The organism is Cytobacillus sp. NCCP-133 (assembly GCF_026011715.1).
Taxonomy (GTDB): Bacteria; Bacillota; Bacilli; order Bacillales; family Cytobacillaceae; genus Cytobacillus.
The window spans coordinates 1-26,229 of record NZ_BRVM01000031.1 but is presented as its reverse complement, the minus strand read 5'-3'; the positions used below and the strand labels follow the sequence as shown (position 1 = coordinate 26,229).

General features: G+C 43.8%; 23 protein-coding genes, 1 rRNA gene, 1 pseudogene and 1 riboswitch. Of the genes and pseudogenes, 23 read left to right on the top strand and 2 right to left on the bottom strand.

Going from position 1 to position 26,229, the window contains the following annotated elements; all coding sequences use genetic code 11:
• From rrf to purD, 15 genes are all read left to right on the top strand, one after another.
• Positions 1-75, top strand: a 5S ribosomal RNA gene (gene rrf, locus NCCP133_RS22035); the annotation flags it as partial.
• 418 nt (positions 76-493) lie between these two features.
• On the top strand, positions 494-1,036 hold the full coding sequence (locus tag NCCP133_RS20650) for a DUF2179 domain-containing protein (protein ID WP_331491100.1): 543 nt from the start codon (positions 494-496) through the stop codon (positions 1,034-1,036).
• Positions 1,033-1,236 carry an NETI motif-containing protein gene (locus NCCP133_RS20645; RefSeq protein ID WP_264807124.1) on the top strand — a complete coding sequence of 68 codons (204 nt, stop codon included), beginning with the start codon at positions 1,033-1,035 and terminating at the stop codon, positions 1,234-1,236. Before NCCP133_RS20650 ends, NCCP133_RS20645 begins: the two co-directional genes overlap by 4 nt.
• 90 nt (positions 1,237-1,326) lie before the next feature.
• Positions 1,327-1,428, top strand: a riboswitch (purine riboswitch).
• Positions 1,429-1,565: 137 nt separating this feature from the next.
• A complete protein-coding gene (gene purE / locus NCCP133_RS20640; protein ID WP_264807123.1) occupies positions 1,566-2,054 on the top strand; it encodes a 5-(carboxyamino)imidazole ribonucleotide mutase in 489 nt (162 codons plus the stop codon).
• On the top strand, positions 2,041-3,195 hold the full coding sequence (gene purK, locus NCCP133_RS20635; protein WP_264807125.1) for a 5-(carboxyamino)imidazole ribonucleotide synthase: 1,155 nt from the start codon (positions 2,041-2,043) through the stop codon (positions 3,193-3,195). Before purE ends, purK begins: the two co-directional genes overlap by 14 nt.
• 3 nt (positions 3,196-3,198) lie before the next feature.
• Entirely contained in the window at positions 3,199-4,491 is a 1,293-nt protein-coding gene (gene purB / locus NCCP133_RS20630) for an adenylosuccinate lyase (RefSeq protein ID WP_264807122.1), read from the top strand.
• 154 nt (positions 4,492-4,645) lie between these two features.
• Positions 4,646-5,371, top strand: coding sequence for a phosphoribosylaminoimidazolesuccinocarboxamide synthase (gene purC, locus NCCP133_RS20625; protein ID WP_264807121.1), 726 nt, complete (start codon positions 4,646-4,648; stop codon positions 5,369-5,371).
• On the top strand, positions 5,359-5,613 hold the full coding sequence (gene purS / locus NCCP133_RS20620) for a phosphoribosylformylglycinamidine synthase subunit PurS (RefSeq protein WP_264807120.1): 255 nt from the start codon (positions 5,359-5,361) through the stop codon (positions 5,611-5,613). The genes purC and purS overlap by 13 nt, the downstream gene beginning before the upstream one ends.
• Complete coding sequence (purQ, locus tag NCCP133_RS20615; RefSeq protein WP_264807119.1) at positions 5,610-6,296, top strand: phosphoribosylformylglycinamidine synthase subunit PurQ; 687 nt, start codon at positions 5,610-5,612, stop codon at positions 6,294-6,296. The genes purS and purQ overlap by 4 nt, the downstream gene beginning before the upstream one ends.
• Complete coding sequence (gene purL / locus NCCP133_RS20610; RefSeq protein ID WP_264807118.1) at positions 6,280-8,505, top strand: phosphoribosylformylglycinamidine synthase subunit PurL; 2,226 nt, start codon at positions 6,280-6,282, stop codon at positions 8,503-8,505. Before purQ ends, purL begins: the two co-directional genes overlap by 17 nt.
• Complete coding sequence (gene purF / locus NCCP133_RS20605) at positions 8,481-9,878, top strand: amidophosphoribosyltransferase (protein ID WP_264807117.1); 1,398 nt, start codon at positions 8,481-8,483, stop codon at positions 9,876-9,878. Before purL ends, purF begins: the two co-directional genes overlap by 25 nt.
• Before the next feature lie 146 nt (positions 9,879-10,024).
• Positions 10,025-11,050, top strand: a complete 1,026-nt coding sequence (gene purM, locus NCCP133_RS20600; RefSeq protein WP_264807116.1) for a phosphoribosylformylglycinamidine cyclo-ligase — start codon at positions 10,025-10,027, stop codon at positions 11,048-11,050.
• Positions 11,051-11,060: 10 nt separating this feature from the next.
• The gene (gene purN / locus NCCP133_RS20595; RefSeq protein ID WP_264807115.1) at positions 11,061-11,633 is read left to right on the top strand and encodes a phosphoribosylglycinamide formyltransferase; all 573 of its coding nucleotides are present in this window, start codon (positions 11,061-11,063) and stop codon (positions 11,631-11,633) included.
• Between the two features lie 65 nt (positions 11,634-11,698).
• Positions 11,699-13,234, top strand: a complete 1,536-nt coding sequence (gene purH / locus NCCP133_RS20590) for a bifunctional phosphoribosylaminoimidazolecarboxamide formyltransferase/IMP cyclohydrolase (RefSeq protein WP_264807114.1) — start codon at positions 11,699-11,701, stop codon at positions 13,232-13,234.
• 257 nt (positions 13,235-13,491) lie between these two features.
• Positions 13,492-14,763, top strand: a complete 1,272-nt coding sequence (purD, locus tag NCCP133_RS20585; RefSeq protein ID WP_264807113.1) for a phosphoribosylamine--glycine ligase — start codon at positions 13,492-13,494, stop codon at positions 14,761-14,763.
• On the opposite strand, the gene NCCP133_RS21945 is transcribed toward purD, so the two are convergent.
• Both NCCP133_RS21945 and NCCP133_RS20580 read right to left on the bottom strand, forming a co-directional pair.
• Complete coding sequence (locus NCCP133_RS21945) at positions 14,741-14,854, bottom strand: EYxxD motif small membrane protein (RefSeq protein WP_331491099.1); 114 nt, start codon at positions 14,852-14,854, stop codon at positions 14,741-14,743. The genes purD and NCCP133_RS21945 overlap by 23 nt on opposite strands.
• Before the next feature lie 122 nt (positions 14,855-14,976).
• Positions 14,977-15,270 carry a YgaP family membrane protein gene (locus tag NCCP133_RS20580; RefSeq protein WP_264807112.1) on the bottom strand — a complete coding sequence of 98 codons (294 nt, stop codon included), beginning with the start codon at positions 15,268-15,270 and terminating at the stop codon, positions 14,977-14,979.
• Between the two features lie 199 nt (positions 15,271-15,469).
• Between NCCP133_RS20580 and NCCP133_RS20575 the strand changes: the two genes are divergently transcribed.
• The 8 genes and pseudogenes from NCCP133_RS20575 to NCCP133_RS20540 all read left to right on the top strand — a co-directional run.
• A complete protein-coding gene (locus NCCP133_RS20575) occupies positions 15,470-17,212 on the top strand; it encodes an adenine deaminase C-terminal domain-containing protein (protein ID WP_264807111.1) in 1,743 nt (580 codons plus the stop codon).
• A 101-nt stretch (positions 17,213-17,313) separates the two neighbouring features.
• On the top strand, positions 17,314-18,372 hold the full coding sequence (locus tag NCCP133_RS20570; protein WP_264807110.1) for a DUF3048 domain-containing protein: 1,059 nt from the start codon (positions 17,314-17,316) through the stop codon (positions 18,370-18,372).
• A 33-nt stretch (positions 18,373-18,405) separates the two neighbouring features.
• Positions 18,406-18,714, top strand: a complete 309-nt coding sequence (locus NCCP133_RS20565; protein WP_048010470.1) for a YerC/YecD family TrpR-related protein — start codon at positions 18,406-18,408, stop codon at positions 18,712-18,714.
• Between the two features lie 261 nt (positions 18,715-18,975).
• The gene (locus NCCP133_RS20560; RefSeq protein WP_264807109.1) at positions 18,976-19,662 is read left to right on the top strand and encodes a heptaprenylglyceryl phosphate synthase; all 687 of its coding nucleotides are present in this window, start codon (positions 18,976-18,978) and stop codon (positions 19,660-19,662) included.
• A gap of 130 nt (positions 19,663-19,792) precedes the next feature.
• Entirely contained in the window at positions 19,793-22,024 is a 2,232-nt protein-coding gene (gene pcrA, locus NCCP133_RS20555) for a DNA helicase PcrA (RefSeq protein ID WP_264807108.1), read from the top strand.
• A gap of 376 nt (positions 22,025-22,400) precedes the next feature.
• Entirely contained in the window at positions 22,401-24,407 is a 2,007-nt protein-coding gene (gene ligA / locus NCCP133_RS20550; protein ID WP_264807107.1) for an NAD-dependent DNA ligase LigA, read from the top strand.
• Between the two features lie 15 nt (positions 24,408-24,422).
• Positions 24,423-25,592 carry a CamS family sex pheromone protein gene (locus tag NCCP133_RS20545; protein WP_264807106.1) on the top strand — a complete coding sequence of 390 codons (1,170 nt, stop codon included), beginning with the start codon at positions 24,423-24,425 and terminating at the stop codon, positions 25,590-25,592.
• Between the two features lie 407 nt (positions 25,593-25,999).
• Positions 26,000-26,229, top strand: a pseudogene (locus tag NCCP133_RS20540) (L-glutamate gamma-semialdehyde dehydrogenase); the annotation flags it as partial.

Sequence of the window (26,229 nt, the reverse complement as noted above, 5' to 3'; positions counted from 1 at the left end):
AACACGGAAGTTAAGCTTCTCAGCGCCGATGGTAGTTAGGGGCTGTCCCCTTGTGAGAGTAGGACGCTGCCGGGCGAATGAAAGAGCACCTGATAGGTGCTCTTTTTTGTGTGTTTGGATGATTTACCAAATCATAATATGTTATTCGGGATCACCTTATTAAGGGAATATATCTATATGTGCCAGAATGCGCCACTTATTCCGCCGTCTGTTTTAAAAGTCAAATCTGTTCAAAGATAAATTGTACCGAATGTGAGATAAACTTCAAATCATGTGAGATAAAAACCTTCAGAACTTTTCTCCTTCATATAGCCTCAACTATTTCAGGCGTAATTCAGCCGTTTCATCGCACTCAAAAAAAGAAAACCTATTCATAAAGAATCCAATTTGCGAAAAAAAGGTTATCAAAAGCCGAATTCTTTTGTACAATAGGGACTTAATGGGGAAAGGGCAGTCAGGTGCATCCTAATTCATCCATAAAGGAGGACTTACTTTGCTGGAAAACAGTTTTATTATGGTCGCTATTATTTTGATCATTAATATTGTATACGTATCCTTTTTTACAATTAGGATGATCTTAACACTGAAAGGGCAACGCTACCTTGCAGCTTTTTTAAGCACAATTGAAGTTGTTATTTATGTTATTGGTTTAGGGCTCGTATTAGATAACCTTAATGAGATACAGAATTTGATTGCTTATGCAGTAGGATATGGAATCGGAGTTATTGTTGGCATGAAAATTGAGGAGAAGCTGGCGCTTGGATATATTACAGTAAACGTCATTACAAAGGAATATGATAAGGATCTTCCTAAAGCTTTAAGAGATAAAGGGTATGGTGTGACAAACTGGGCTGCCAATGGGTTGGAAGGAGACCGGATGGCGCTGCAAATTTTGACGCCGAGAAAATATGAGCTAAAGCTTTATCAAACGATCAAAGAGCTGGATCCGAAGGCATTTATTATCGCTTATGAGCCAAAAACCATACATGGCGGCTTCTGGGTAAAAACAGTTAAGAAAGGAAAGTTATCTCAATGAACAAAGGCAAAAATAAGATGGTGTTTAAAGTCCAGGAAAATGAAACCATTGACGATTGCCTGGAACGGATCCAAAAAGCTGGTTATATGCCTGTGAGAAGGACTGAGAAGCCGATCTTTAAAGAAGTAAAAAATGGCGGTAAAGTAAACTATAAGCCGGCTGGAAGGCAAATCACATTTGAAGCTATGCTGGTGGAATAGTAAATCACGAACATTAATTGTGAGAATTTAATTATCGTTCGATTTTTGGGTTGACATACTATCAGAACAGTTGTTAATATGGTGGTAGTTAATAAAACGTGAATAAACCCTCGTATAATAATGGGAATAAGGCCCATGAGTTTCTACCTGGCAACCGTAAATTGCCGGACTATGAGGGAAAGCTAATATGCCCGGAATGCGGAAGGTTTGGTTCCTGCAGCTTGCAGGTGTCTTCCTTTTGGTTCTTTTTAGCCCGGACAGATTACTTTCTCTCAAAAAGAGAAGGAATCTGTCCGGGCTTTTTATATTACTGATTTGGAGGAGAAAGAATGAACGCACAAGCAGCAATCATTATGGGAAGCAAATCAGACTGGGAAACAATGAAGCACGCTTGCGGAATTCTGAAAGAACTTGAAATCCCTTTTGAAAAAAGGGTCGTCTCAGCCCATCGGACTCCGGATCTAATGTTTGAATATGCTGAACAGGCAAGAGACAGGGGCATCAAGGTTATCATTGCAGGCGCAGGAGGAGCGGCCCACCTCCCTGGGATGGTAGCGGCGAAAACAACACTTCCGGTAATTGGAGTGCCTGTACAATCAAAGGCTCTAAACGGGCTTGATTCATTATTGTCCATTGTTCAAATGCCTGGAGGGGTGCCAGTTGCAACTGTTGCGATTGGCAAGGCTGGAGCAACAAATGCCGGACTTCTTGCAGCTCAAATCCTTGGATCATTTGATAAGCAAATAGCTGAACGTCTTGAACATAGAAGAGAAAAAATAAAACAGGAAGTTTTAGAAAGCAGTGATGAACTTGTCTAATAAAACGATTTTGCCTGGACAAACGATTGGAATAATTGGCGGGGGCCAGCTTGGGAGAATGATGGCTTTGGCAGCAAAAGCCAAAGGTTTTAAAATCGCGGTACTTGATCCGACTGAAAACTCGCCTTGCGGACAGGTTGCCGATATCGAAATTACCGGGGAGTTTGACAGCTTGGACGCTATAAAAGAACTGGCAGAAGTCAGCGATGTTGTAACCTATGAATTTGAAAATATCAACGCTAAAGCGCTGGATTGGCTATGTGCGCATGCGTATGTTCCTCAAGGCAGCGAGGTTCTGGAAATTACTCAGGACAGGACGAAGGAGAAGGCAGGCATACAAAAGGCAGGCTGCAAGGTTGCACCATACGCGGTCATCACTACAGGAAAAGATATTTATGATAATATAGAAAAGCTTGGCTATCCAGCAGTATTAAAGACTTCCAGGGGCGGATATGACGGCAAAGGGCAGTTGGTCATAAAGAGTAAGCAGGATTTAAAGGATGCTGAAAGGCTTCTTGAAAAAGGCGTGTGTGTTCTTGAAAAATGGATTCCTTTTGAAAAAGAAATTTCGGTAATCATCTGTCGAAATATCTCAGGAGGAACAGCTGTTTTTCCAGTAGGGGAAAACATTCACAAAGAAAATATTCTTCATCAGACAATTGTACCGGCCATCATAACAGACACAGCAGAGGACAAGGCGATAAAAGCAGCGAACCAGCTGGCAGAAGCGCTAGGGCTTGTCGGTACGCTTGCTGTTGAAATGTTCTTGACAAAAGACGGGCAGATTTTCATAAATGAGCTTGCGCCGCGTCCGCATAATTCAGGGCATTATTCGATAGAGGCTTGTGAAACATCCCAGTTTGAACAGCATATTCGGGCTGTATGCAATTGGCCGCTTGGAAGTACAGAGCTATTAAAACCGGCTGTTATGGTAAACATACTAGGGGAGCACCAGGAGCCTCTGCTGAAAAAAATCCCTGAATTGATTGACTGGAAGATTCATTTATACGGAAAAAAGGATGCCAAATATAAACGCAAGATGGGCCATGTCACGCTTTTGCGGAATTCAGTGGAAGAAGCCCTTGAGGAAGCGGAAAAGAGCGGCATCTGGACCGATGTGAAGGAAAAGATCGGAGGATAAAACATGATTGAACGTTATACGAGACCTGAAATGGGAGCTATTTGGACAGAGGAAAACCGCTTTCAGGCTTGGCTTGAGGTAGAAATTCTTGCCTGTGAGGCTTGGGCGGAGTTAGGCGATATTCCTAAAGAAGATGTCCAAAAAATTCGCGAAAAAGCTTCTTTCAACATTGAACGCATTAAAGAAATCGAAGAAGAAACAAGACATGATGTTGTTGCTTTCACACGTGCAGTTTCCGAAACGCTGGGCGAAGAGCGCAAATGGGTTCATTACGGGCTTACTTCAACAGATGTGGTAGATACAGCGCTGTCTTATTTAATCAAACAGGCAAATGATATTCTGTTAAAAGATCTCGAGCGCTTTGTTGAAATCCTGAAAAATAAAGCCCAGGAGCATAAGCATACAGTTATGATGGGCCGTACACACGGGGTGCATGCTGAGCCTACTACATTCGGTTTAAAGCTGGCACTATGGTACGAAGAAATGAAGCGTAACCTGGATCGCTTTAAAGAGGCAGCAGCTGGTGTGGAATTTGGTAAAATCTCAGGTGCTGTTGGAACTTATGCAAACATCGATCCATTCGTTGAAAAATATGTGTGTGAAAAGCTGGGCATCCAGCCAGCACCAATTTCAACTCAAACACTTCAGCGTGACCGGCATGCACATTATATGGGTGCACTTGCGCTTGTGGCCACTTCAATCGAAAAGTTTGCAACGGAAATCCGTGGTCTTCAAAAGAGTGAAACCCGTGAAGTGGAAGAGTTTTTCGCGAAAGGCCAAAAGGGATCTTCAGCCATGCCGCACAAACGCAATCCGATCGGTTCAGAAAATATGACGGGAATGGCAAGAGTGATCCGCGGCTATATGATGACTGCTTATGAAAATGTGGCATTATGGCATGAGCGCGATATTTCCCACTCATCAGCTGAGAGAATCATTCTGCCTGATGCAACGATTGCGCTTAACTATATGCTGAACCGCTTTGGCAACATCGTTAAGAACTTAACAGTCTTCCCTGAAAATATGAAACGCAATATGGACCGTACTCTTGGGTTAATTTATTCTCAGCGTGTTCTTCTTGCTTTAATTGATAAAGGGATGACTCGTGAAGCAGCATATGACACGGTTCAGCCGCGTGCAATGGAAGCATGGGAAAAGCAAGTGCAATTCCGCAGCCTGATCGAGCAGGATGAAACCATTTCATCAAAGCTTTCTGAATCAGAACTTAATGACTGCTTTGACTATAACTACCACATCAAGCATGTGGATACCATTTTTGACCGTTTAGGTTTGTAAAAAAATAAGAGGTAAAGAGCAGTCTTTACCTCTTTCTTATCGGGAAAATTCCCAATTTTCTTATAAAGGGACATCTAGCAGCTGCGCCTAGGTCTCAAGGGGTCGCCCCCTGACCAAGACACTTGCGCTTTTCAAATAAGGGAGGCTCACCACTGTGGAAAAAGGAACATTGTTATACGAAGGCAAAGCCAAAAAGGTTTATCAAACAAACGATGAAAACATCGTGTGGATTGAATATAAAGATTCTGCAACAGCTTTTAATGGTGAGAAAAAGGCAAGCATTAGCGGCAAAGGCCGTCTGAATAACGAGATTACGAGTTTGCTGTTTTCAAAGCTTCAGGAGTTGGGAATTGAATCCCACTTTATTGAAAAACTTTCTGAGACAGAGCAGCTTGTGAAAAAGGTGGATATCATTCCGCTCGAAACAGTGGTCCGCAATCTTGCAGCGGGAAGTTTTTCTAAGAGATTGGGAGTTGAAGAAGGGAAAGAGTTGTCCAGGCCGATCGTTGAGTTCTACTTGAAAGACGATGAACTCGGCGATCCGCTTTTGACAGAGGATCATATTGAAGTGCTGCAGCTTGCTGACAAAGAGGAAGTATCCCTTTTAAAAGAAAAGGCGCTTCATGTAAATGCTATTTTAAGAGACTTTTTCAAAGAACTTGGCATTAATATGGTAGATTTTAAGCTTGAGTTTGGAAAAGATGAGTCCGGGCAAATTCTGCTGGCTGACGAGATTTCACCTGATACATGCAGGCTTTGGGATTGTGAAACAAATGAAAAGCTGGATAAAGATGTTTTCCGCAGAGACCTTGGGAACTTAACAGATGCCTATGAAAATATTTTAGCGAGACTGGGAGGCCAAACAGTATGTACAAAGTAAAAGTTTTCGTCACATTAAGAGAAAGTGTACTAGATCCTCAAGGCACAGTGGTTAAAAATTCACTGCATTCTATGAACTACAATGAAGTGTCTGATGTGCGCATCGGGAAATATATGGAGCTGACGGTTGAAAAGAGCGGGCGCCCTGTGGAAGAGGCAGTAAAGGAAATGTGCGAGCGCCTTTTGGCTAATGTTGTGATTGAAGATTACCGCTTTGAAATAGAGGAGGCTGTTGCCCAGTGAAGTTCGCAGTCATCGTATTTCCAGGATCAAATTGTGACATCGATATGTATCATGCAGTAAAGGATGAGCTTGGTGCAGAAGCTGAATATGTCTGGCATGACGCGGAGAACTTGGATGAGTATGACGGAATCCTTCTTCCCGGCGGTTTCTCTTATGGAGATTATCTCCGGTCGGGTGCCGTGGCACGCTTCAGCAATGTGATGAAAGAAGTGGTAAAAGCGGCAGAGGCAGGCAAACCAGTCCTGGGCGTTTGCAACGGGTTTCAAATTTTATTAGAAGCTGGCCTTTTGCCGGGGGCAATGCGAAGAAATGATAGCCTGAAGTTTATCTGCCGCACGGTTGAATTAAAGGTTGAAAACAATGAGACCATGTTCTCATCTGCATATGAAAAAAATGAAGTAATCAATATTCCAATCGCCCATGGCGAAGGAAATTATTATTGTGATGAATCTGCTTTAGCAAAATTGAAGGCGAATAATCAGATTGTCTTTACTTATAACGGAATAAATCCAAATGGCAGCCTGGAAGATATCGCAGGCATTATCAATGAAAAAGGAAATGTACTCGGCATGATGCCGCACCCTGAAAGAGCCGTTGATGAACTTTTAGGGGGAGCAGATGGCCTGAAACTTTTTCGATCAATCGTAAAACAATGGAGGGAAGCACATGTCGTTAAGCTTTAAGCCAAGTCCGGAACAGTTAAAGGCACAGAAGGAATACAAAGAAATGGGTTTGTCTGATGACGAATTTGCGATGATTGAAAAGATTATCGGGCGTTTGCCAAATTATACAGAAATCGGCTTGTTTTCAGTCATGTGGTCCGAGCATTGCAGCTATAAAAACTCAAAGCCCGTTTTAAGCAAGTTCCCAACAACAGGAGAGAAAGTACTTCAAGGACCAGGGGAAGGAGCTGGAATCGTTGATATCGGTGATGGGCAAGCAGTTGTTTTTAAAATTGAAAGCCACAATCACCCGTCTGCAATCGAGCCTTACCAGGGTGCAGCAACAGGTGTCGGCGGGATTATCCGCGATGTATTTTCAATGGGCGCAAGACCGGTCGCGCTCCTCAACTCTTTACGCTTTGGAGAATTGGATTCTCCTCGTGTACGGTACCTTTTTAAAGAAGTAGTCGCAGGCATTGCAGGTTACGGAAACTGCATTGGAATTCCTACAGTTGGAGGAGAAGTGCAGTTTGATGCTTCCTATGAAGGAAATCCGCTTGTAAACGCGATGTGTGTCGGGTTAATCGACCATAAAGATATCAAAAAAGGCCAGGCCCACGGAGTAGGCAACACAGTCATGTATGTTGGTGCTAAAACTGGCCGTGACGGTATCCATGGTGCTACTTTTGCATCTGAGGAATTAACAGACCAATCAGAAACAAAACGCCCAGCTGTCCAGGTTGGCGATCCATTCATGGAAAAGCTTCTGCTTGAAGCATGTCTGGAACTTGTTCAGTCTGACGCACTTGTCGGTATTCAGGATATGGGAGCTGCAGGCCTGACAAGCTCTTCTGCTGAAATGGCGAGCAAAGCTGGATCTGGAATTGAAATGAATCTTGACCTTGTACCTCAAAGGGAAACTGGCATGACTGCATACGAAATGATGCTTTCCGAGTCTCAGGAAAGAATGCTGATTGTCGTGAAAAAGGGACGCGAGCAAGAGATCGTTGATTTATTCTCTAAGTATGGTCTAGAAGCAGTTGCTGTCGGTAATGTAACCGATGATAAAATGCTTCGCCTAACTCATCAGGGAGAAGTGGTAGCAGAGCTGCCGGTAGATGCGCTTGCAGAAGATGCACCGGTTTATCATAAGTCATCAAGCGAGCCGGAATATTACCGTGAATTCCAGGCGATGGAAAATCAAATTCCTGCGGTTGAAGATTATAATGAGACATTGGTAAAGCTCCTCCAGCAGCCGACAATCGCCAGCAAGGAATGGGTTTATGACCAGTACGACTATATGGTCCGCACGAATACAGTAGTCGCACCTGGATCAGATGCTGCAGTCATACGCATCCGCGGTACACGCAAAGGGCTGGCGATGACAACAGACTGCAATTCCCGCTATATGTATCTGGATCCTGAAACAGGCGGCAGAATTGCTGTGGCTGAAGCAGCCAGAAATATTGTCTGCTCAGGCGGTGAACCTTTGGCGATTACAGATAATCTGAACTTTGGAAATCCGGAGAAGCCCGAAATCTTCTGGCAGATTGAAAAAGCGGCAGACGGAATTAGTGAAGCATGCCGCACATTGAATACACCAGTTATCGGCGGTAATGTCTCTTTATATAACGAAACAAACGGAACAGCTATTTATCCAACACCAGTAATCGGAATGGTCGGCCTGGTAGAAGATATTGACCATGTCACAACACAAGCATTTAAAGCAGCTGGAGACCTTATTTATCAGATAGGTGAAACAAAAGATGAATTTGGGGGCAGTGAGCTGCAGAAGATGACTTACGGAAAGATTTTCGGTAAAGCGCCTGAACTTGATTTGGAAAAAGAAGAAAAGGCACAGGCACAAATTTTAAAAGCCATCCGTTCAGGACTAGTGGCTTCTGCCCATGATGTGGCAGAGGGCGGTTTAGCAGTAGCAGCTGCGGAAAGCCTGATCGGTTCAAATGGACTTGGGGCGGATATAAAAGTATCCGGCAACGATACTTCTGCTTTATTTAGTGAATCCCAATCCCGTTTTTTGCTATCTGTTAAAAAGGAAAATCAGGAAGCGTTTGAACGTTTAGTAGATGCGAGACTAATCGGTGAAGTAATAGAAGCACCTGTACTATATATCTCCAATGAGGAGGGCTTATTGCTCGCGGAACAGATCGCAGTTCTGGAGCAGGCCTGGAAAGGAGCCATCCCATGCTCGCTGAAATCAGAGGGTTAAATGAAGAATGCGGAGTTTTTGGTGTGTGGGGACATCAGGATGCTTCCCAAATTACGTATTATGGCCTTCATAGCCTGCAGCACCGCGGCCAAGAAGGTACGGGAATGGTTGTTACAGATGGTAAAAAGCTAAAAGGCATGAAGGGTGAAGGGCTTGTTGCAGAAATTTTTACAGCAGATGCGATGAAGGAGCTGGAAGGAAAAGCAGCGATTGGGCATGTTCGCTATGCGACTGCAGGCGGGGGCGGATATGAAAATGTCCAGCCTCTCCTATTTAACTCTCAGAGCGGAAGCCTCGCGCTTTGCCATAACGGAAATCTGGTAAATGCGACTGCATTAAAGCATCAGCTTGAAGGACAGGGCAGCATTTTTCAAACAAGCTCAGATACAGAGGTGTTGGCACACTTGATTAAGCGGGCTGGATTCTCGATCTTAAAGGATGGAGTTAAAAACGCACTTTCTATGATTAAGGGAGCTTACGCTTTTCTAATTATGACCGAAACAGAACTGATGGTTGCGCTTGATCCGAATGGCATGAGGCCGCTCTCGCTTGGTAAAATTGGTGATGCTTATGCGGTTGCTTCTGAAACATGTGCCTTTGACGTTGTAGGCGCCGAGTATATTCGCGACATTTTGCCCGGTGAACTACTGATTATTGATGATAATGGCTTCCGTTCCGAAATGTTCGCAATGGCATCCAATATCGCCATGTGCACGATGGAATATGTTTATTTCTCCCGCCCAGACAGCAATATTAACGGGATCAACGTTCATACAGCCAGGAAAAACCTTGGGAAGCAGCTTGCTTTTGAAGTGCCGATTGAAGGCGATGTTGTTACCGGTGTGCCGGATTCGAGCATCTCAGTTGCCATCGGCTATGCCGAAGCTTCAGGCATTCCCTACGAAATGGGCTTGATTAAGAACCGTTATGTTGGCCGGACGTTTATCCAGCCATCTCAGTCATTACGGGAGCAGGGTGTGAAAATGAAGCTGTCTCCTGTACGCGGAGTGGTAGAAGGCAAGAGAGTCATCATGGTGGACGATTCCATTGTTCGCGGAACAACAAGCAAAAGAATCGTAACGATGCTGAAAGAAGCGGGCGCAACGGAAGTGCATGTGCTGATCAGTTCACCACCTATTAAAAATCCATGCTTTTATGGAATCGATACATCTTCTAAGGAAGAACTGATTGCAGGAAATCACTCGGTTGAAGAGATAAGGGAAATTATTGGAGCAGATACGCTAACCTTTTTAAGTACAGAAGGCATGGTTAAAGCGATCGGCCGGAAAGACGGACAATGCCTAGCATGCTTTACAGGCGAGTATCCGACTGAGATTTATCCTAGCACTGTGCATCCTTATGAAAAGGTGTAATTGAACTTTGGCCGATAAATTGCTATGTTTGGCCGATAAGTTGAAGAATTGGCCGGTAAATCATGGTTTTTGGCCGTTAAAAGTACTATTTTGGCCGATAAGTTCAAGAATTGGCCTTTATTTTTCTAATATGGGGTGAAAAACAGATGGCAAATGCATATAAACAGGCCGGAGTGGACATTGAAGCTGGCTATGAAGCAGTTTCGCGCATGAAAAGGCATGTACAGAAGACAATTCGCCCAGGTGTTTTGGGCGGTCTGGGCGGCTTTGGAGGTATGTTCGATCTATCTGAACTCAATTTGAAGGAACCGGTTTTAGTATCAGGCACTGATGGAGTCGGCACAAAACTGATGCTCGCATTCATGATGGATAAGCATGACACGATTGGAATTGATGCGGTTGCAATGTGTGTGAATGATATTGTCGTCCAAGGAGCAGAGCCTCTTTATTTCTTGGATTATATTGCTTGCGGAAAAGCAGCACCCGAACGGATAGAAGCCATTGTTAAAGGTATTGCAGATGGCTGCGAACAGGCTGGATGCGCACTTATAGGCGGTGAAACGGCTGAAATGCCTGGCATGTACAGCGAGGATGAATATGACCTTGCTGGCTTTGCAGTCGGAGCCTGTGAAAAATCTCAGCTTGTTAACGGGGCAGATATTAAAAAAGGGGATGTGCTGATCGGCCTTGCATCAAGCGGCATCCATAGCAACGGCTATTCGCTTGTGCGGAAGCTATTTTTCGAAAAAGCAAATATGCCATTAACTGAAAACGTTGAAGAATTAGGCTGCACTTTGGGTGAAGAGCTGCTTCGTCCTACAAAAATCTATGTAAAGCCGCTTCTATCAGCTATGAAAAAATTCAAGCTGAAGGGCATGGCCCATATTACTGGCGGCGGATTTATCGAAAACATTCCCCGCATGCTACCTGCTGGCCTGGGTGCCAAGCTTGAAGAAAGCAATTGGGAAGTGCCGCCAGTATTTGCAATGATGGAGAAAATCGGCGGGCTGGAGCGTAAAGAAATGTATAACATTTTTAATATGGGAACAGGCATGGTCGTTGCATCTGAAAGAGAGAATGCTGATGAACTAATCGCCTATTTTAATAAGATTGGAGAAAAAGCCTATCTAATGGGGACAGTAACGGATCAGGAAGGAATCGAAATCGCTTAAGGAGGAAGTCATGAAAAAAATCGCTGTGTTTGCTTCCGGAAGCGGAACGAACTTTCAGGCCATTGCTGATGCCGCTAGTAAAGGGGATTTGCAGGCTGAGATCGTCTTATTTGTCTGTGATCGGCCAGGTGCCTATAGCATTGAACGTGCACAAAACGAACAAATTCCGCAGTTTGTTTTCATAGCTAAAGATTATGCTGGCAAGGCAGAGTACGAAAAAGTGATTTTGCAAAAGCTGAAGGAGAGCGGTGCCGAGTTTGTTATTCTTGCAGGCTATATGAGACTGATTGGCCCGACACTTTTAAAAGAATATGAAGGAAGAATTATTAATATTCACCCATCGCTTCTGCCTGCTTTTCCTGGAAAGGATGCGATCGGCCAAGCTTTGGCATCCCATGTGAAGGTCAGCGGAGTAACGGTTCACTTCGTGGATGAAGGTATGGATACAGGTCCGATTATTGCTCAGCAGTCAGTAGATATCGATGAAGGTGAAACAAGAGAAAGCCTTCAGAAGAAGATTCATGAGGTTGAGCACATGCTCTATCCGCAGGTTTTACAGAATCTGTTTTGTGCTAAAATGTAGAGAACTAAAGTGTTTTGAATATATAGAGATGAGCCATTTTAAAAGTTGAGTCAGGGGGAGCGAAAATGAAGAAACGTGCATTGATTAGTGTTTCTGATAAAGGTGGAGTAACGGAATTTGCTCAAGCATTAAGCGAGCTTGGATTCGAGATTGTTTCCACAGGCGGAACGAAAAAGGCATTGGAAGAGAGCGGTGTTCCGGTTATTAGCGTTAGCGATGTTACGGGCTTTCCGGAAATTTTAGAAGGGCGCGTTAAAACGCTGAACCCAATGATTCATGGCGGATTACTGGCTAAGCACGGAGAAGCAGACCATAAAAAGCAGCTAGGAGAGCATGGAATTCAGCCAATTCAGGTTGTGTGTGTGAACTTGTATCCATTCCAGCAAACCATCGCAAAACCGGATGTGACGGTAGAGGATGCCATTGAAAACATCGATATCGGAGGTCCGGCTATGCTGCGCGCTTCAGCAAAGAACCATAAATATGTGGCGGTTGTTGTGGATCCAGCTGATTATGAAACAGTTCTGTCCCAATTGAAAGAGAGCGGAGAAGTAAAAAGGGAAACACGCCGCAAGCTTGCGGCGAAGGTATTCCGCCATACTGCTGCCTATGATGCGATGATTGCAGAATATATGACAGACTTGGCCAACGAAGAGACACCTGAAAAATTAACGGTTACATATGAATTGAAGCAGACGTTAAGGTATGGGGAAAACCCTCATCAGCAGGCTGCTTTTTACCGCAAGCCGCTTGGCTCTGAATTTTCGATTGCCAATGCCGAGCAGCTTCATGGCAAAGAATTATCTTACAACAATATCAATGATGCTGATGCAGCTCTTCAAATTGTAAAAGAGTTCTCAGAGCCTGCAGCGGTTGCTGTTAAGCATATGAATCCTTGCGGAGTGGGAACTGGAGAAAATGTATTCGCTGCTTTTTCGAAAGCCTTCGCTGCCGATCCGGTCTCTATCTTCGGCGGCATCATTGCATTAAACAGGGAAGTGGATGCGGAAACAGCAAAAAAGCTATATGAAATCTTCCTTGAAATCATCATTGCGCCATCCTTCTCAGACGAAGCGCTTGAGATTTTAAAGGGCAAAAAGAATCTGCGCCTGTTAACGATTCCTTTTGAAGGCAAAAAGAAAACAGAAATGAGGCTATCCGCGATTGAAGGCGGTCTCCTTGCCCAGGAGTATGATCAATATACACTTGAAGAAGCTGAAATATCTGTAGCGACAAAAAGGGAGCCTACTGAAGAAGAGTGGAAGGCGCTTAAGCTTGGCTGGAAAGTAGTTAAACATGTGAAATCCAATGCAATTGTCGTCAATGATGCGAATATGACGCTTGGAGTCGGTGCAGGACAGATGAACCGCGTCGGTTCTGCCAAAATTGCCCTTGAGCAGGCAGGAGAAAAAGCGAATGGTGCAGTGTTGGCATCCGATGCCTTTTTCCCAATGAATGATACGGTTGAGGTGGCGGCTAAAGCTGGCATTACAGCGATCATTCAGCCAGGCGGATCCATCCGAGATGAGGATTCCATCAAAAAAGCGGATGAGTATGGCATTGCGATGGTTTTTACAGGCGTGCGCCATTTTAAACATTAAACGAAAAGCGGAAGCGCCTCGATCAGGAAGGAACGCAGACTAAGAACGCCACGTCCTGTGGCAGGTCTCTCATGACTCCCATCCTGGGAGCCTCAAGCATAATACGAGCTGTCGGAAAGGTTGCCCATTACCTTTTTGTGACAGGTTGGCTTATGATCTCGAGCCCCTAGGCGCTGGAGCTGGACAATAACGAGCAGACAGGAGTCTTTACCAGGATCCTGTCTAAATTAGCTGACATTTTAACGGAGGTGGGCATAGTGAAGGTACTAGTCATCGGAAGAGGCGGCCGTGAGCATGCGATATGCTGGAAAATGAATCAGAGTCCTTCGGTAGATCAGGTCTTTGCAGCCCCGGGAAATCCAGGGATGGAAGATGACGCAGAGCTGATCGCCATTGAGGAAAATGAACAGGAGAAGCTTGTCCGGTTTGCCTTAGATAATGAGATAGGTTTAACGGTGATCGGTCCCGAGGTGCCGCTTTTAGAAGGACTTGCTGACCGTTTTGAGGAAGCTGGATTGAAAGTGTTTGGGCCGAAAAAAGCTGCAGCTGAAATTGAGGGCAGCAAGTCCTTTGCAAAGGAACTCATGCGAAAGTATGATATCCCGACTGCAGAATATGCTGTTTTCAGAGAATATGAAGAAGCGAAAGCTTATATAGAAGAAAAAGGTGCTCCGATTGTCCTGAAAGCGGATGGCCTTGCTGCCGGCAAAGGCGTAATTGTAGCGATGACCATGGAAGAGGCCTTAGCTGGAATTCAGGAACTGCTCTTAAATCAAAAATTCGGCAAATCTTCTGCAACAGTTGTCATTGAAGAGTTTCTTGAAGGGGAAGAATTTTCTCTAATGGCTTTTGTGAATGGAGAAAATGTGGTGCCTCTTGAAATTGCACAGGACCATAAGCGTGCTTTTGACGGGGACAAGGGACCGAATACAGGCGGTATGGGTGCGTATTCACCAGTGCCCCATATCGGAGAAGAAACAGTTAATAACGCTATAGAAAAGGTATTGAAGCCAGCTGCAAATGCGATGTTGCAGGAAGGCCGCAGCTTCAGCGGAATTTTATATGCAGGTTTGATTAAAACAGAAACAGAACTTAAGGTAATTGAATTTAATGCCCGTTTCGGAGATCCTGAAACACAGGTTATCTTGCCGCGCATGAAGTCAGATTTAGCAGAAGCCATGCTTGCTGTCCTTGAGGGAGAAGAACCTGCAATCGAATGGGATGAACAAGCTATGGTAGGTGTTGTTGCTGCTTCTGTTGGCTATCCCGAAGCATATGAAAAAGGCGCTATTCTTAACGGTCTTCAGGAAATCAGCAAGGATACCGCTGTATTCCACGCCGGTACAGATAAAAACAGCTCAGGAGATTATATTACAAACGGCGGACGTGTCCTTCTTGCAGGTGCTAAATCGGCAACCTTGAAGGATGCCCAGGAAAAAGTTTACCGTGAGCTGGAAAAACTTCAGTGCGGCGCTGTTTTTTATCGAAAAGACATTGCGAATAAAGCTATCGTGCACGTCCTTTCTTAGTTCTGCGGATATACACAAAAAGAAGAGCAACGATACTCCCAATCAATGCTGTTAAAACAAATGACATATCCATTACGTATTCCCAAAACATGAATGTCAGCTCCTTTAAGTCTGAGTGGAATTTTAAGCCCCCCTAAAGGGGGCTTTTGGTAAACATAACAATTATCCCCAGCGCCTGCCCCTCGAGGTCACAAGCCGAGCCTCCTAAAAAGGCTAAGAAGGATTTTGCGGAGGCAGCACTTCCCCGACGGACTCGTCATTTTCACGATTGCCTCCCTGCCGTCTCATACCTTGCACCACATCTTGTCCCCTTTCAAAAAGAGCTGTTAATGGGCAAAAACGGACGATTCCTTCTGCCACTTTCATGCCGCCCAGCATGGCCATCATTATATAAGAGTCTCGCCAAGGCCTTTTAACAAGTTTGGACGTGCTCCAGGCTAAAATGGTAAAGCCAGCTGTTATGCGAATTAAGGCATTAACGATGCCGATATTTGGTTTAACATTCATTGTGCCACCTCTTTCACAAAATGTTTACAATTTATTACTGATTCTTTAATGCGTTAAACAGTGAAATATGTTACTATAGAAAACAGGAGAATGTAAGGGCTTTCTTTATTGTTATAAAGCCATTTTTCTATGTTAAGTTTATTCCCTGAATATAATGTTTTTTTTATATAAAGAGATAATAAAAAGGGGAGGGAGTAAGGTGCTGGAACAGCGTTACCGTTGGAAAAACAAGCACTTGCGTGAACATGTTTCCGTACTTGACGGAAAACTGTCACCGACGATATTACTTAAAAACGCACGTTATCTAAATCAGGCATTCCGGAAATGGATAACGGCTAATATATGGATTTACGATGATCGCATTGTCTATGTGGGCGAAAAACTGCCGGAAAAAATAGACCGGTGTGAAGTCGTTGACTGCACTGGGATAACGCTGGTTCCAGGGTATATTGAGCCGCATGCCCACCCATTTCAGTTATATAATCCCCATTCTTTTGCGAGCTATGCATCACAGTTCGGCACAACTACCTTGATTAATGACAATATGGTTTTGGCTTTGCAGCAGGATAAAAGGAAAGCGTTTTCTTTTTTGAAGGAAATGAGAAATATCCCTGCAACCATGTATTGGTGGTGCAGATTTGATGCTCAAACAGAAATACAGCATGAAGAAGCGACCTTTTCACATGGAAATGTGAAGTCTTGGCTTGAGCATGACGCTGTACTTCAGGGAGGGGAACTGACAGGATGGCCGAAGCTTTTAGACGGCGATGATATGATGCTCCACTGGATTCAGGAAACGAAACGGATGAGGAAGAAAATCGAAGGGCATTTTCCAGGTGCTTCTGAAAAGACACTTGCTAAGCTTATGCTTCTCGGAGCGGATTGTGATCATGAGTCAATGACCGGCAAGGATGTTTATAACCGCCTTTTACAGGGATATACCGTTTCCCTCAGATATTCCTCCATACGTCCGGACCTGCCGGTTTTATTGGATGAAATGCATAATTTGGGCATCAATCAATATGATCGGGTTATTTTCACGACCGATGGTTCCTTCTCCTCTTTTTATGAACAAGGAATTATCGACCATATGATCCGCATTGCGATTGAAAAAGGTGTGCCGGTGGCTGACGCCTATAATATGGCTACAATCAATGTGGCGAGACATTATGGGATTGATTATCTGCACGGCAATATTGCAACTGGCAGAGTAGCCAATATTAATTTCCTTTCCAGTGAAGAGGAGCCAACTCCTGTCTCCGTTCTGGCAAAAGGCGAGTGGGTAAAGCGAGACGGTGTAAATTTGAATGCGTATGAGCCAGTTTCGTGGGAGGAATTTGGCTTTGCACCAATGGATATTAATTGGGATTTGACTTCTGATGATATGCAGTTCTCCATGCCATTCGGTATAAACCTTGAGAATGCAGTGATTACCAAGCCTTATTCCATCACAATAGATGTTTCTTCGGAAGAACTGGGAAAAGACCATGATGAATGCTTGTTCATGCTCGTAGACCGGAAAGGCCGCTGGCGGATTAATACCGTTTTAAAAGGATTCGCGAAAAGCCTCGATGGTATGGCAAGTTCTTTTTCCAATACAGGCGATATTATTTTAATCGGAAAAAGCAAGACGGAAATACTGAACGCGTTTAACCGTCTCAAGGAAATAGGCGGGGGCATTGTTATTTCCGAAAAAGGAAAAATTGTTCAGGAGATGGAGCTGAAGCTAAAAGGGGTTATGTCAGATAAAAGGGTCGAGGAATTGATGGAGGAGGAGAAGCGGCTCGTACATTACCTGAGGGATAAAGGCTATAAGCATGAAGATCCCATGTATACTTTGCTCTTTTTTTCCTCAACACACCTGCCTTATATTCGAATTACCCAGCAGGGAATGTATGACGTTATGAATAAAACGGTACTCTTTCCAACGATAATGCGTTAAAATGTAAAAGAGATGCAATAATTGAGGATAAAAGAGCTGCTCAGAGGAGAGAACACAAAAGAACTTCATCGAAGCAAAAAGGGATATACAGGGGTGCATAAATGCTAAAAAGATGGATAGCTGTTTCAGCAGCCGCAATGCTTTTAGTTTCAGGATGCAGCAGCAAAGATAAAACAGAAGAGCCTGCTAAGCAGGAAACGGAGAAAGCTGAAGAAGCAACAAAAGGGGTAAGCGAGGAAAAAGCACTTTCATTCCAATATCCTCTTACTGGAGCTGAATCGGAATCGGAAGTGGAGGGCAGGGCTGTAGCGGTGATGATCAACAATCACCCCAATGCCCGGCCGCAATCAGGCCTTGATCAAGCTGATATCGTCTATGAATTGCTGGCAGAAGGGGATGTGACCCGTTTTCTTGCCATTTTCCAAAGCGAACAGCCTGAAGAAATAGGGCCTGTCAGAAGTTCCAGGGATTATTATATCGAGCTTTCAAAAGGCTACAACAGTCTGTACATTGCCCATGGCTACAGCCCGGAAGCCAAAGCGCTGCTGGATCAAGGATATATTGATAACCTAAACGGAATGCAGTATGATGGCACTTTGTTTAAACGGGCTAGTTTCAGAAAAGCACCGCATAATTCCTATATTTCATTCGAGAATGTACTGAATGGTGCAGAACAGAACCATTATTCGATGGCGGATGCACCTGAACCGCTTTCCTTCCTGTCAAAGGAGGAGACAAAAGAAATCGATGGTGCGCCAGCCGTAGCTGTAATAATTTCTTATTTAGACAATGAGTTATTTAATGTTATTTACGAGTACGACGAGGATCTGGAAAAGTATAAAAGGTATTCGAATGGTGAACTAACAGCTGATTATCATTCTGGAAAGCCTGTTTTGCTGGATAATATTTTCATTGCAGAAGCAGATCATAAAGTAGTTGACAGTGCAGGCCGCCGTGATATTAACTTAACTTCTGGGGGAAAAGGCTACCTCCTGCAAAAAGGGAAAATGACAGATGTTGAGTGGGAGAATAAGGATGGCAGAATACTTCCTGTTCTTAACGGCAAACAAGCAGGCCTTGTACCCGGCAAGACATGGATTAACATTGTTCCATCAAGCCCGGGTCTGGAGCAAACGGTTTCCTTCCAATCTGAGCAATAATTAAAATATTATCTAATAAAGGGGTATGCATATATGCAAATTGACAAGTTAAGAGGAAAAGAACTCGACCAGCTATTTAAGTCGGTTTTATCTTTAAATGATTTGGAGGAGTGCTACCGCTTCTTCGACGATCTATGCACAGTAAACGAAATTCAATCATTAGCACAGCGCCTGGAAGTGGCCCGCATGCTTCGCGAAGGCAAAACATATCATAAAATTGAAACTGATACAGGTGCCAGCACCGCTACTATTTCCCGTGTGAAGCGCTGCCTTAACTATGGAAATGATGCGTATGAAATGGCGTTAGAGCGGATTAAAGAGGAAGAAGCTGAAAAAGCATAAATATTTTTTTCTTAAACCGATGGGGTGTTCCCGCGGTTTTTTTCTTTGTTCAAAATTTCCATCCCTTCCACAACGGTTCTGTAATTTATTGGCAGCTAAAGCACCTGGTTCATCAAGGATGCATCTTTAGGGGAGATAAAGCTAAAAGCAGCTCTAATGGATGGTTTCAGAGCATAGTGGGGTCTTCCAGTATTATTTTTTATTCTCTCTCCTAAATGATATAATGATGAAATGGAATTGATAGAATGGAGGCAATTTTGCATGTATGATGTTCGCGAATGGAGCCATGTGTTTAAGCTCGATCCGGATAAATATATATCAGATGAAGATCTGGAAAAGGTTTGTGAATCGGGGACGGATGCGATTATTGTGGGAGGGACTGACGGGGTGACACTTGAAAAAGTGCTGGATTTAATGGCGCGAATCCGCAGGTATACAGTGCCCTGTGTCCTGGAGGTTTCCACAATAGATTCCATTACGCCTGGCTTTGATCTTTACTTTATACCGACAGTTCTAAACAGCCAGGATGTGAAGTGGATTACCGGCCTTCATCATGAAGCTGTAAAGGAATACGGAGATATTATGAATTGGGAAGAGATTATTGTTCAGGGATATTGCATACTGAATAAGGATTGCAAGGCAGCCCAAGTCACCAATTCCCGGACGGAATTGTCCTTGGATGAGGTAAAAGGGTTTGCGATGATGGCAGAAAAGATGTTCCGCCTGCCAATCTTTTATTTGGAATACAGCGGCAAGTACGGTGATGCTGCTGTTGTTTCCGAAGTGAAAGAGACACTCGAAGAGACCGTATTATTTTACGGAGGCGGGATTGAAAGCCAAGAGCAGGCAATGGAAATGGCCAAGCATGCAGACGTAATTGTGGTCGGGAATATTATTTATGAAGATTTGCAGGCAGCGCTTATGACTGTTAAAGCAGCCTGTCCTTGATAGAAGGAGAAGGGCAAACGAGAACCACTGTCCGGAGTTGGACAGTACTAAAGTTAAAGTTGATACAGTTTTCCAAACAGGATAAAATGGTAAATAAGAACATATGTTTTTATGGTGGTGAAGAGAAGAAATGCAATTTTTAACGGAAAAATTACTGAATGGATTAAATCTGCAGCAGCAAAATGCGGTAAAAGCAACGGACGGACCTCTCTTGATAATGGCAGGAGCGGGAAGCGGAAAGACAAGAGTGCTTACTCATAGGATTGCTTACTTAATGGTGGAAAAGGGTGTTAATCCATACAATATTCTGGCAATTACATTTACAAACAAGGCGGCCCGCGAAATGCGTGACCGTATTCAAAACATGATGGGCGGAGCAGCAAATGAAATTTGGATTTCCACATTCCACTCCATGTGTGTACGAATTTTAAGAAGAGATATCGATCGGATAGGCTACAACCGTAATTTTACGATTTTGGATTCAACTGATCAGCAATCGGTTATTAAATCTATTCTTAAGGATAAAAATCTGGATCCAAAGAAGTTTGAACCGCGTGCCATCCTGGGATCCATCAGCTCGGCTAAGAATGAATTGATCACCCCTGAAGAGTATGCGAAAACCGCAGGGGATTACATCCAGCAGGTTGCCAGTGATGTTTACACAGAATACCAGAAGAGATTACGCCGCAACCAGGCACTTGATTTTGATGATCTAATCATGATCACCATCCAGCTGTTTCAGCGTGTGCCTGAAGTGCTTGAATATTATCAGCGTAAATTCCAATACATTCACGTGGATGAGTACCAGGATACGAACAGGGCGCAATATATGCTCGTAAAGCTTTTAGCCAGCCGTTTTCGGAACCTTTGCGTAGTCGGGGACTCTGACCAGTCCATTTATAAATGGAGAGGTGCAGATATAGCTAACATCTTATCTTTTGAAAATGATTACCCAACTGCACAGACGATTCTTCTGGAGCAAAATTATCGTTCCACGAAGAGAATTCTTTTGGCTGCAAATGAAGTAATCAGCAAAAATCTAAACAGAAAGCCAAAAAATCTTTGGACGGAAAATGCAGAGGGCAATAAAATTTTTTATTATCGGGCTGACAGCGAGCAGGGAGAGGCTCAATTTGTTGCGGGCAAAATAAAGGAATCCGTGAACAGCGGCAAGCGCAGCTTATCGGACATTGCCATTTTATACCGAACCAATGCACAATCGCGTGTAATGGAAGAAGTGCTGCTTAAGTCAAATATTGAATATTCTATTGTCGGCGGCATTAAGTTCTATGATCGCAAAGAGATTAAAGACCTACTGGCATATCTGCGTTTGATCGCAAATCCGGATGATGATATCAGCCTTCAGCGTGTGATCAATGTGCCTAAGCGCGGAATCGGATCAGGTTCGGTTGATAAAATCGCCAACTTTGCTCAAGCATATGAAATTAGCATGTTTGAAGCGCTCGAATCGATTGAACTGATTGGATTAAGCCCCAAGATAACAAAGGGAGCCATTGAGTTCAGGGATTTGGTGAAAAATTATACACAAATGCAGGAATATTTATCTGTCACAGAACTTGTAGAGGGGCTTTTGGAGAAATCAGGTTATCGAGATATGCTGATTGCCGAGAAATCAATTGAGGCACAAAGCCGTCTGGAAAATATCGATGAATTCCTGTCTGTTACAAAAAACTTTGAAGAAGCAAGCGAAGATAAATCGCTAATCGCATTCTTAACAGATTTGGCTCTTGTTGCTGATATTGATAAATTGGATGATGATGGTGAAAAGGCTGAATCTGTCGTCCTTATGACCCTTCATTCAGCGAAAGGGCTTGAGTTTCCTGTTGTGTTTTTGATGGGTCTTGAGGAAGGTGTATTCCCGCACAGCCGTTCCCTGATGGAAGAGGGAGAGATGGAAGAAGAACGAAGGCTTGCTTATGTAGGAATTACCCGCGCGGAGGAAGAACTATTCATTACGAATGCCCAAATGCGCACCCTGTTTGGACGGACGAATATGAATCCTCCATCCCGCTTTATTAAAGAAATACCTGCTGACTTGATTGATGGACTGGAGCCGGTAAAGAAACCTTCGCCATTCGAATCATCGCCCTTTGGATCGCCGGGTATGTCAAGACAGGCCCAGCCTCAAAGAAAAGCGGTCATGCGTCCGTCTGCATCAAGCACAGGCGGAGATGAGATTGATTGGAAAGTGGGCGATAAAGCCCAGCATGGAAAATGGGGAACCGGTACGGTAGTCAGCGTGAAAGGCTCAGGGGAAGGGACAGAGCTTGATATTGCGTTCCCTAAACCCGTAGGCATTAAACGCCTGCTTGCCAAGTTTGCGCCGATTACAAAGGCGTAAAAAAACTGCTTTCATTCTAAAGCTGTTTTCATAAACTTTGTTGTTTTTTACTGCAGGTTAGTCTTATGAGTTGACTGTAGCGGAGAGCACTTGACTCCTCGAAAAATGCATTCGCATTTTTCTTCGTGCGGTGTTTATTCAAGGATGCTTTTCCAAAGTCCTGCGGGAGGAGAGGGAGTGAGAGATTCCACAGGCGAAGCCGAGGTGGCTCTCATTCCTCCCCGCGGGTTCGCTGCGTGCCCGCAGTAGAAATTAACGGACTTCATTTACAAGCTTAAACAACAATCTATAAGAAAACAGCCTATTCAAAAAATAACAAACTCAGACCTGGCTGCTGTGTCTGCTTGGTCTGAAATTATTGGAAAGGGTTGGATATATGGACCTTCAAACAGCAGAAAAAAAGGTTAAAGATCTGCACAACCTTTTGAACCAATATAATTATGAGTACCATGTACTTGATCAGCCATCTGTCCCGGATGCGGAGTATGATAAGCTGTTGAGAGAGCTGATTGAAATTGAAGACCAATTTCCTGATTTGAAGACAGGGGATTCCCCTACACAAAGGGTAGGAGGAGAAATCCTCGATATGTTTGAAAAAGTGGAGCATCAGTCCCAGATGCTTAGTTTGGGAAATGCATTCAACGAGCAGGATTTAAGAGATTTTGACCGCCGTGTCCGCCAGGGTTCAGGAGAGGCGGTTACGTATGTGTGCGAATTGAAAATAGATGGACTTGCTGTCTCCCTTCGCTATGAGGACGGGCTTTTTGAATTAGGAGCAACAAGGGGAGACGGTACAATCGGAGAAAATATTACCGCAAACCTGAAGACCATTCGATCCATTCCCCTTCGCCTGAAGGATGAAGTGACCATGGAAGTGCGCGGTGAAGCCTTTATGCCAAGGCGATCCTTTGAAGCCTTAAATAAAGCGAAGGAAGAAAATGGCGAGGAGCCGTTTGCGAATCCGCGGAATGCAGCCGCAGGTTCTTTAAGGCAGCTCGACCCTCGGCTTGCTGCAAAACGGAATCTTGATCTCTTCGTTTACGGAATTGCGGACACAGGCAATACCGGAATTGTAACCCACAGTGAAGGCCTTGATTATTTGGACAGCCTTGGTTTCAAGACTAATAAAGAGCGCAAAAAGTGTGAGAATATCGATGAAGTCCTTGAATATGTTCAAAGGTGGACAGATAAGCGCCCAAACCTGTCTTATGATATTGATGGCATTGTCATCAAAGTGGATTCATTGGAGCAGCAGGAGCAGCTTGGAACTACTGCGAAAAGTCCGCGCTGGGCGATTGCCTATAAGTTTCGTGCGGAAGAGGTAGTAACAACTTTAAGGGATATTGAACTGAGCGTTGGAAGAACAGGGGTAGTAACCCCGACTGCCATCCTAGATCCTGTCCGGGTAGCCGGAACGACGGTACAGAGGGCTTCCCTGCATAATGAGGATTTAATTCGTGAAAAGGATATTAAAATTGGAGACCAGGTTGTTGTCAAGAAAGCAGGGGATATTATCCCTGAGGTAGTGAATGTGCTTGCAGACAGAAGAACAGGCGGGGAACAGGATTTTTATATGCCGACACACTGCCCTGAGTGTGAGAGCGAGCTAGTCCGCCTGGATGGAGAAGTAGCATTACGCTGCATCAACCCAAAGTGTCCTGCGCAAATCCGTGAAGGTCTGATCCACTTTGTTTCCCGGAATGCGATGAATATTGATGGACTTGGCGAGAAGGTCATCAGCCAGCTATTCGCAGAAAACCTGATTAAAGATGTGGCAGATTTATATAAATTAACGTATGAACAGCTTATCCAGCTGGAACGCATGGGGGAAAAATCAGTTAATAATCTATTGCATGCTATTGAAAATTCCAAGCAGAACTCTCTGGAAAAACTATTGTTTGGCCTTGGAATCAGGCATGTCGGGGCAAAAGCGGCCAAGACGCTTGCTCAGGAATTTGGCCAAATGGAAAAGCTTGAAAAAGCTAGCCGCGAAGATTTAACGGCAATTAATGAAATTGGCGACAAAATGGCTGATTCCATTGTGACCTTCTTTGGGCAGGAAGAAGCTCATGAGCTCCTTGGTGAGCTGAGAGCGGCAGGAGTCAATATGGATTATAAAGGTCCGAAGCCTGTTTCCGCTGAAAATTCGGATAGCTTTTTTGCAGGAAAGACCGTCGTGCTCACTGGAAAACTGGAAATCATGAGCAGAAATGAAGCGAAGGAAAAAATTGAAGCGCTAGGCGGAAAAGTATCCGGAAGCGTCAGCAAAAAAACGGATGCTGTAATCGCAGGGGAAGAGGCAGGTTCCAAGCTGGCCAAGGCCCAGGAGCTGGGAGTAGAGGTTTGGAACGAGGAGAGACTGATTGAAGAATTAAATAAGTAAGAAGGTGGAAGCGCCGTGAAAAAAATCATAATGCTTGCTTTATCTGTTTCTTTACTGCTTGCAGGCTGTGCGCCTAATTTTAATAAGCAGGAGGAAGTCGTTCAGGAAGACAAGAGCGAAAAAGATAAGGCAATCATTCCGAATTATAAAATCTCAGATAAATATTATCGTACGTTGCTGCCATTTGAACCTAGTGAATCAAGGGGCCTAGTGGTCAATAATATCAGCACTAAATATGATATTAATGAATTTGAAACAGGTCTTATGCGGGTTGCCCAAAATACATTTGACCCGGATAAGTACTTATTCCAGGAAGGCCAATACCTGAAAAGGGATACGGTGCAGGCATGGCTGAACCGCAAGTTCACAGAAGCACAGCTCAAGGAGCGCAAATTAAAGGCAGAAGAGAATATTGGCTTGAATCCAATGATTGTAGATGGCGGAGATATAGATAAAAATAATGAGAAAAGCCCTATCTATCTAGCCCATATTTTGGAACATAATTACCTTGTGAAAAATGATGAGGGGAAGGTTGGACTTGGAGGGATCGTGATTGGCCTTGCCATGAATTCTGTTCACTATTACCAGAAAGAGCAATATGGCGCTACTTATGAAACGAAGATTGACCACGATGTCCTTGAAAGAGAGGGAAAAAAGCTGGCAGAAGAAGTGCTGCAGAGAATAAGGCAAATCAAAGAATTAAAAAATGTGCCGGTTACCATTGCCTTGTTTGAACAGGAAGCGCGGACTTCAGTTGTTCCAGGCAGTTTTTTTGGGTATGCCAATGCACCCAAAGGAAGCAGCAAGCTTGGCGGCTGGGAAAAGACCAACGAAAAATACGTCCTTTTCCCATCGAATGATGCTGAAAAAAATCACCGCGATGATTTGACAGCATTCCTTAATTTCAAACAAGACGTAGAAACCTATTTCCCGAATTTTAATGGAGTCATCGGGAAAGCTTTCTATGCCCAGGATCAATTGCAGGAAGTAAATATTGATATCCCTATTCAATTCTATGGAAAAGCAGAAGGGATTGGCTTTTCTCAATATGTAACCGGGCTTGTGGTCAAACACTTTCCTGAATATATATCCGTTCAGGTAAACATTTCATCCGTAAACGGGCCAGAAGCACTGGTCGTCCGCAAAGCAGATCAAAGCGAACCATTTGTTCATATTTATCAATGATACTTGACGAAAACCCAGGTATGATTCAGTTCCTGGGTTTTTTATTGGGTAGAAAGGCAATTTTTAAGGAAGTTAATGGAACCGTAATTTTTATGGAAATTTTTAAAGGTAAAATATTTAAGCGCATAAAATAACAAAACAGGATCAGAGGATAGGATATAACAGCTTATACCAGTTATTCGCCAAAATGGCAAAAAGCCCTTTCCCTGCTTAATAAATACTGCCAATTTTATATTTGAATGTTAATATATAACATCTGCGGAGAAAGTTTGAAGGGAATGATAATTTCATGTTAATATAATGGATGGATGAAAACGTTTTAAGAGAATAGCAGAACCTGTTTGAAGTAAAAGGACAGTGCTGTTAGGATCCGGCGTTTGTATATTTGTACACAGGAGGCGGTAAAAATGGTACAACCTTATAAGCATGAACCATTCACGAATTTTAAAGCAGAAGAAAATCGTGAAGAGTATTTAAAGGGATTAAAGACAGTAGAAAGCTATTTGGGCCAGGACTATGATTTATTAATTGGCGGAGAGCGCATTTCTACTGAAGATAAAATCGTATCAATCAATCCTTCTAATAAAGAAGAAGTGGTTGGCCGTGTTTCAAAGGCAAACCGCGAGCTTGCGGAAAA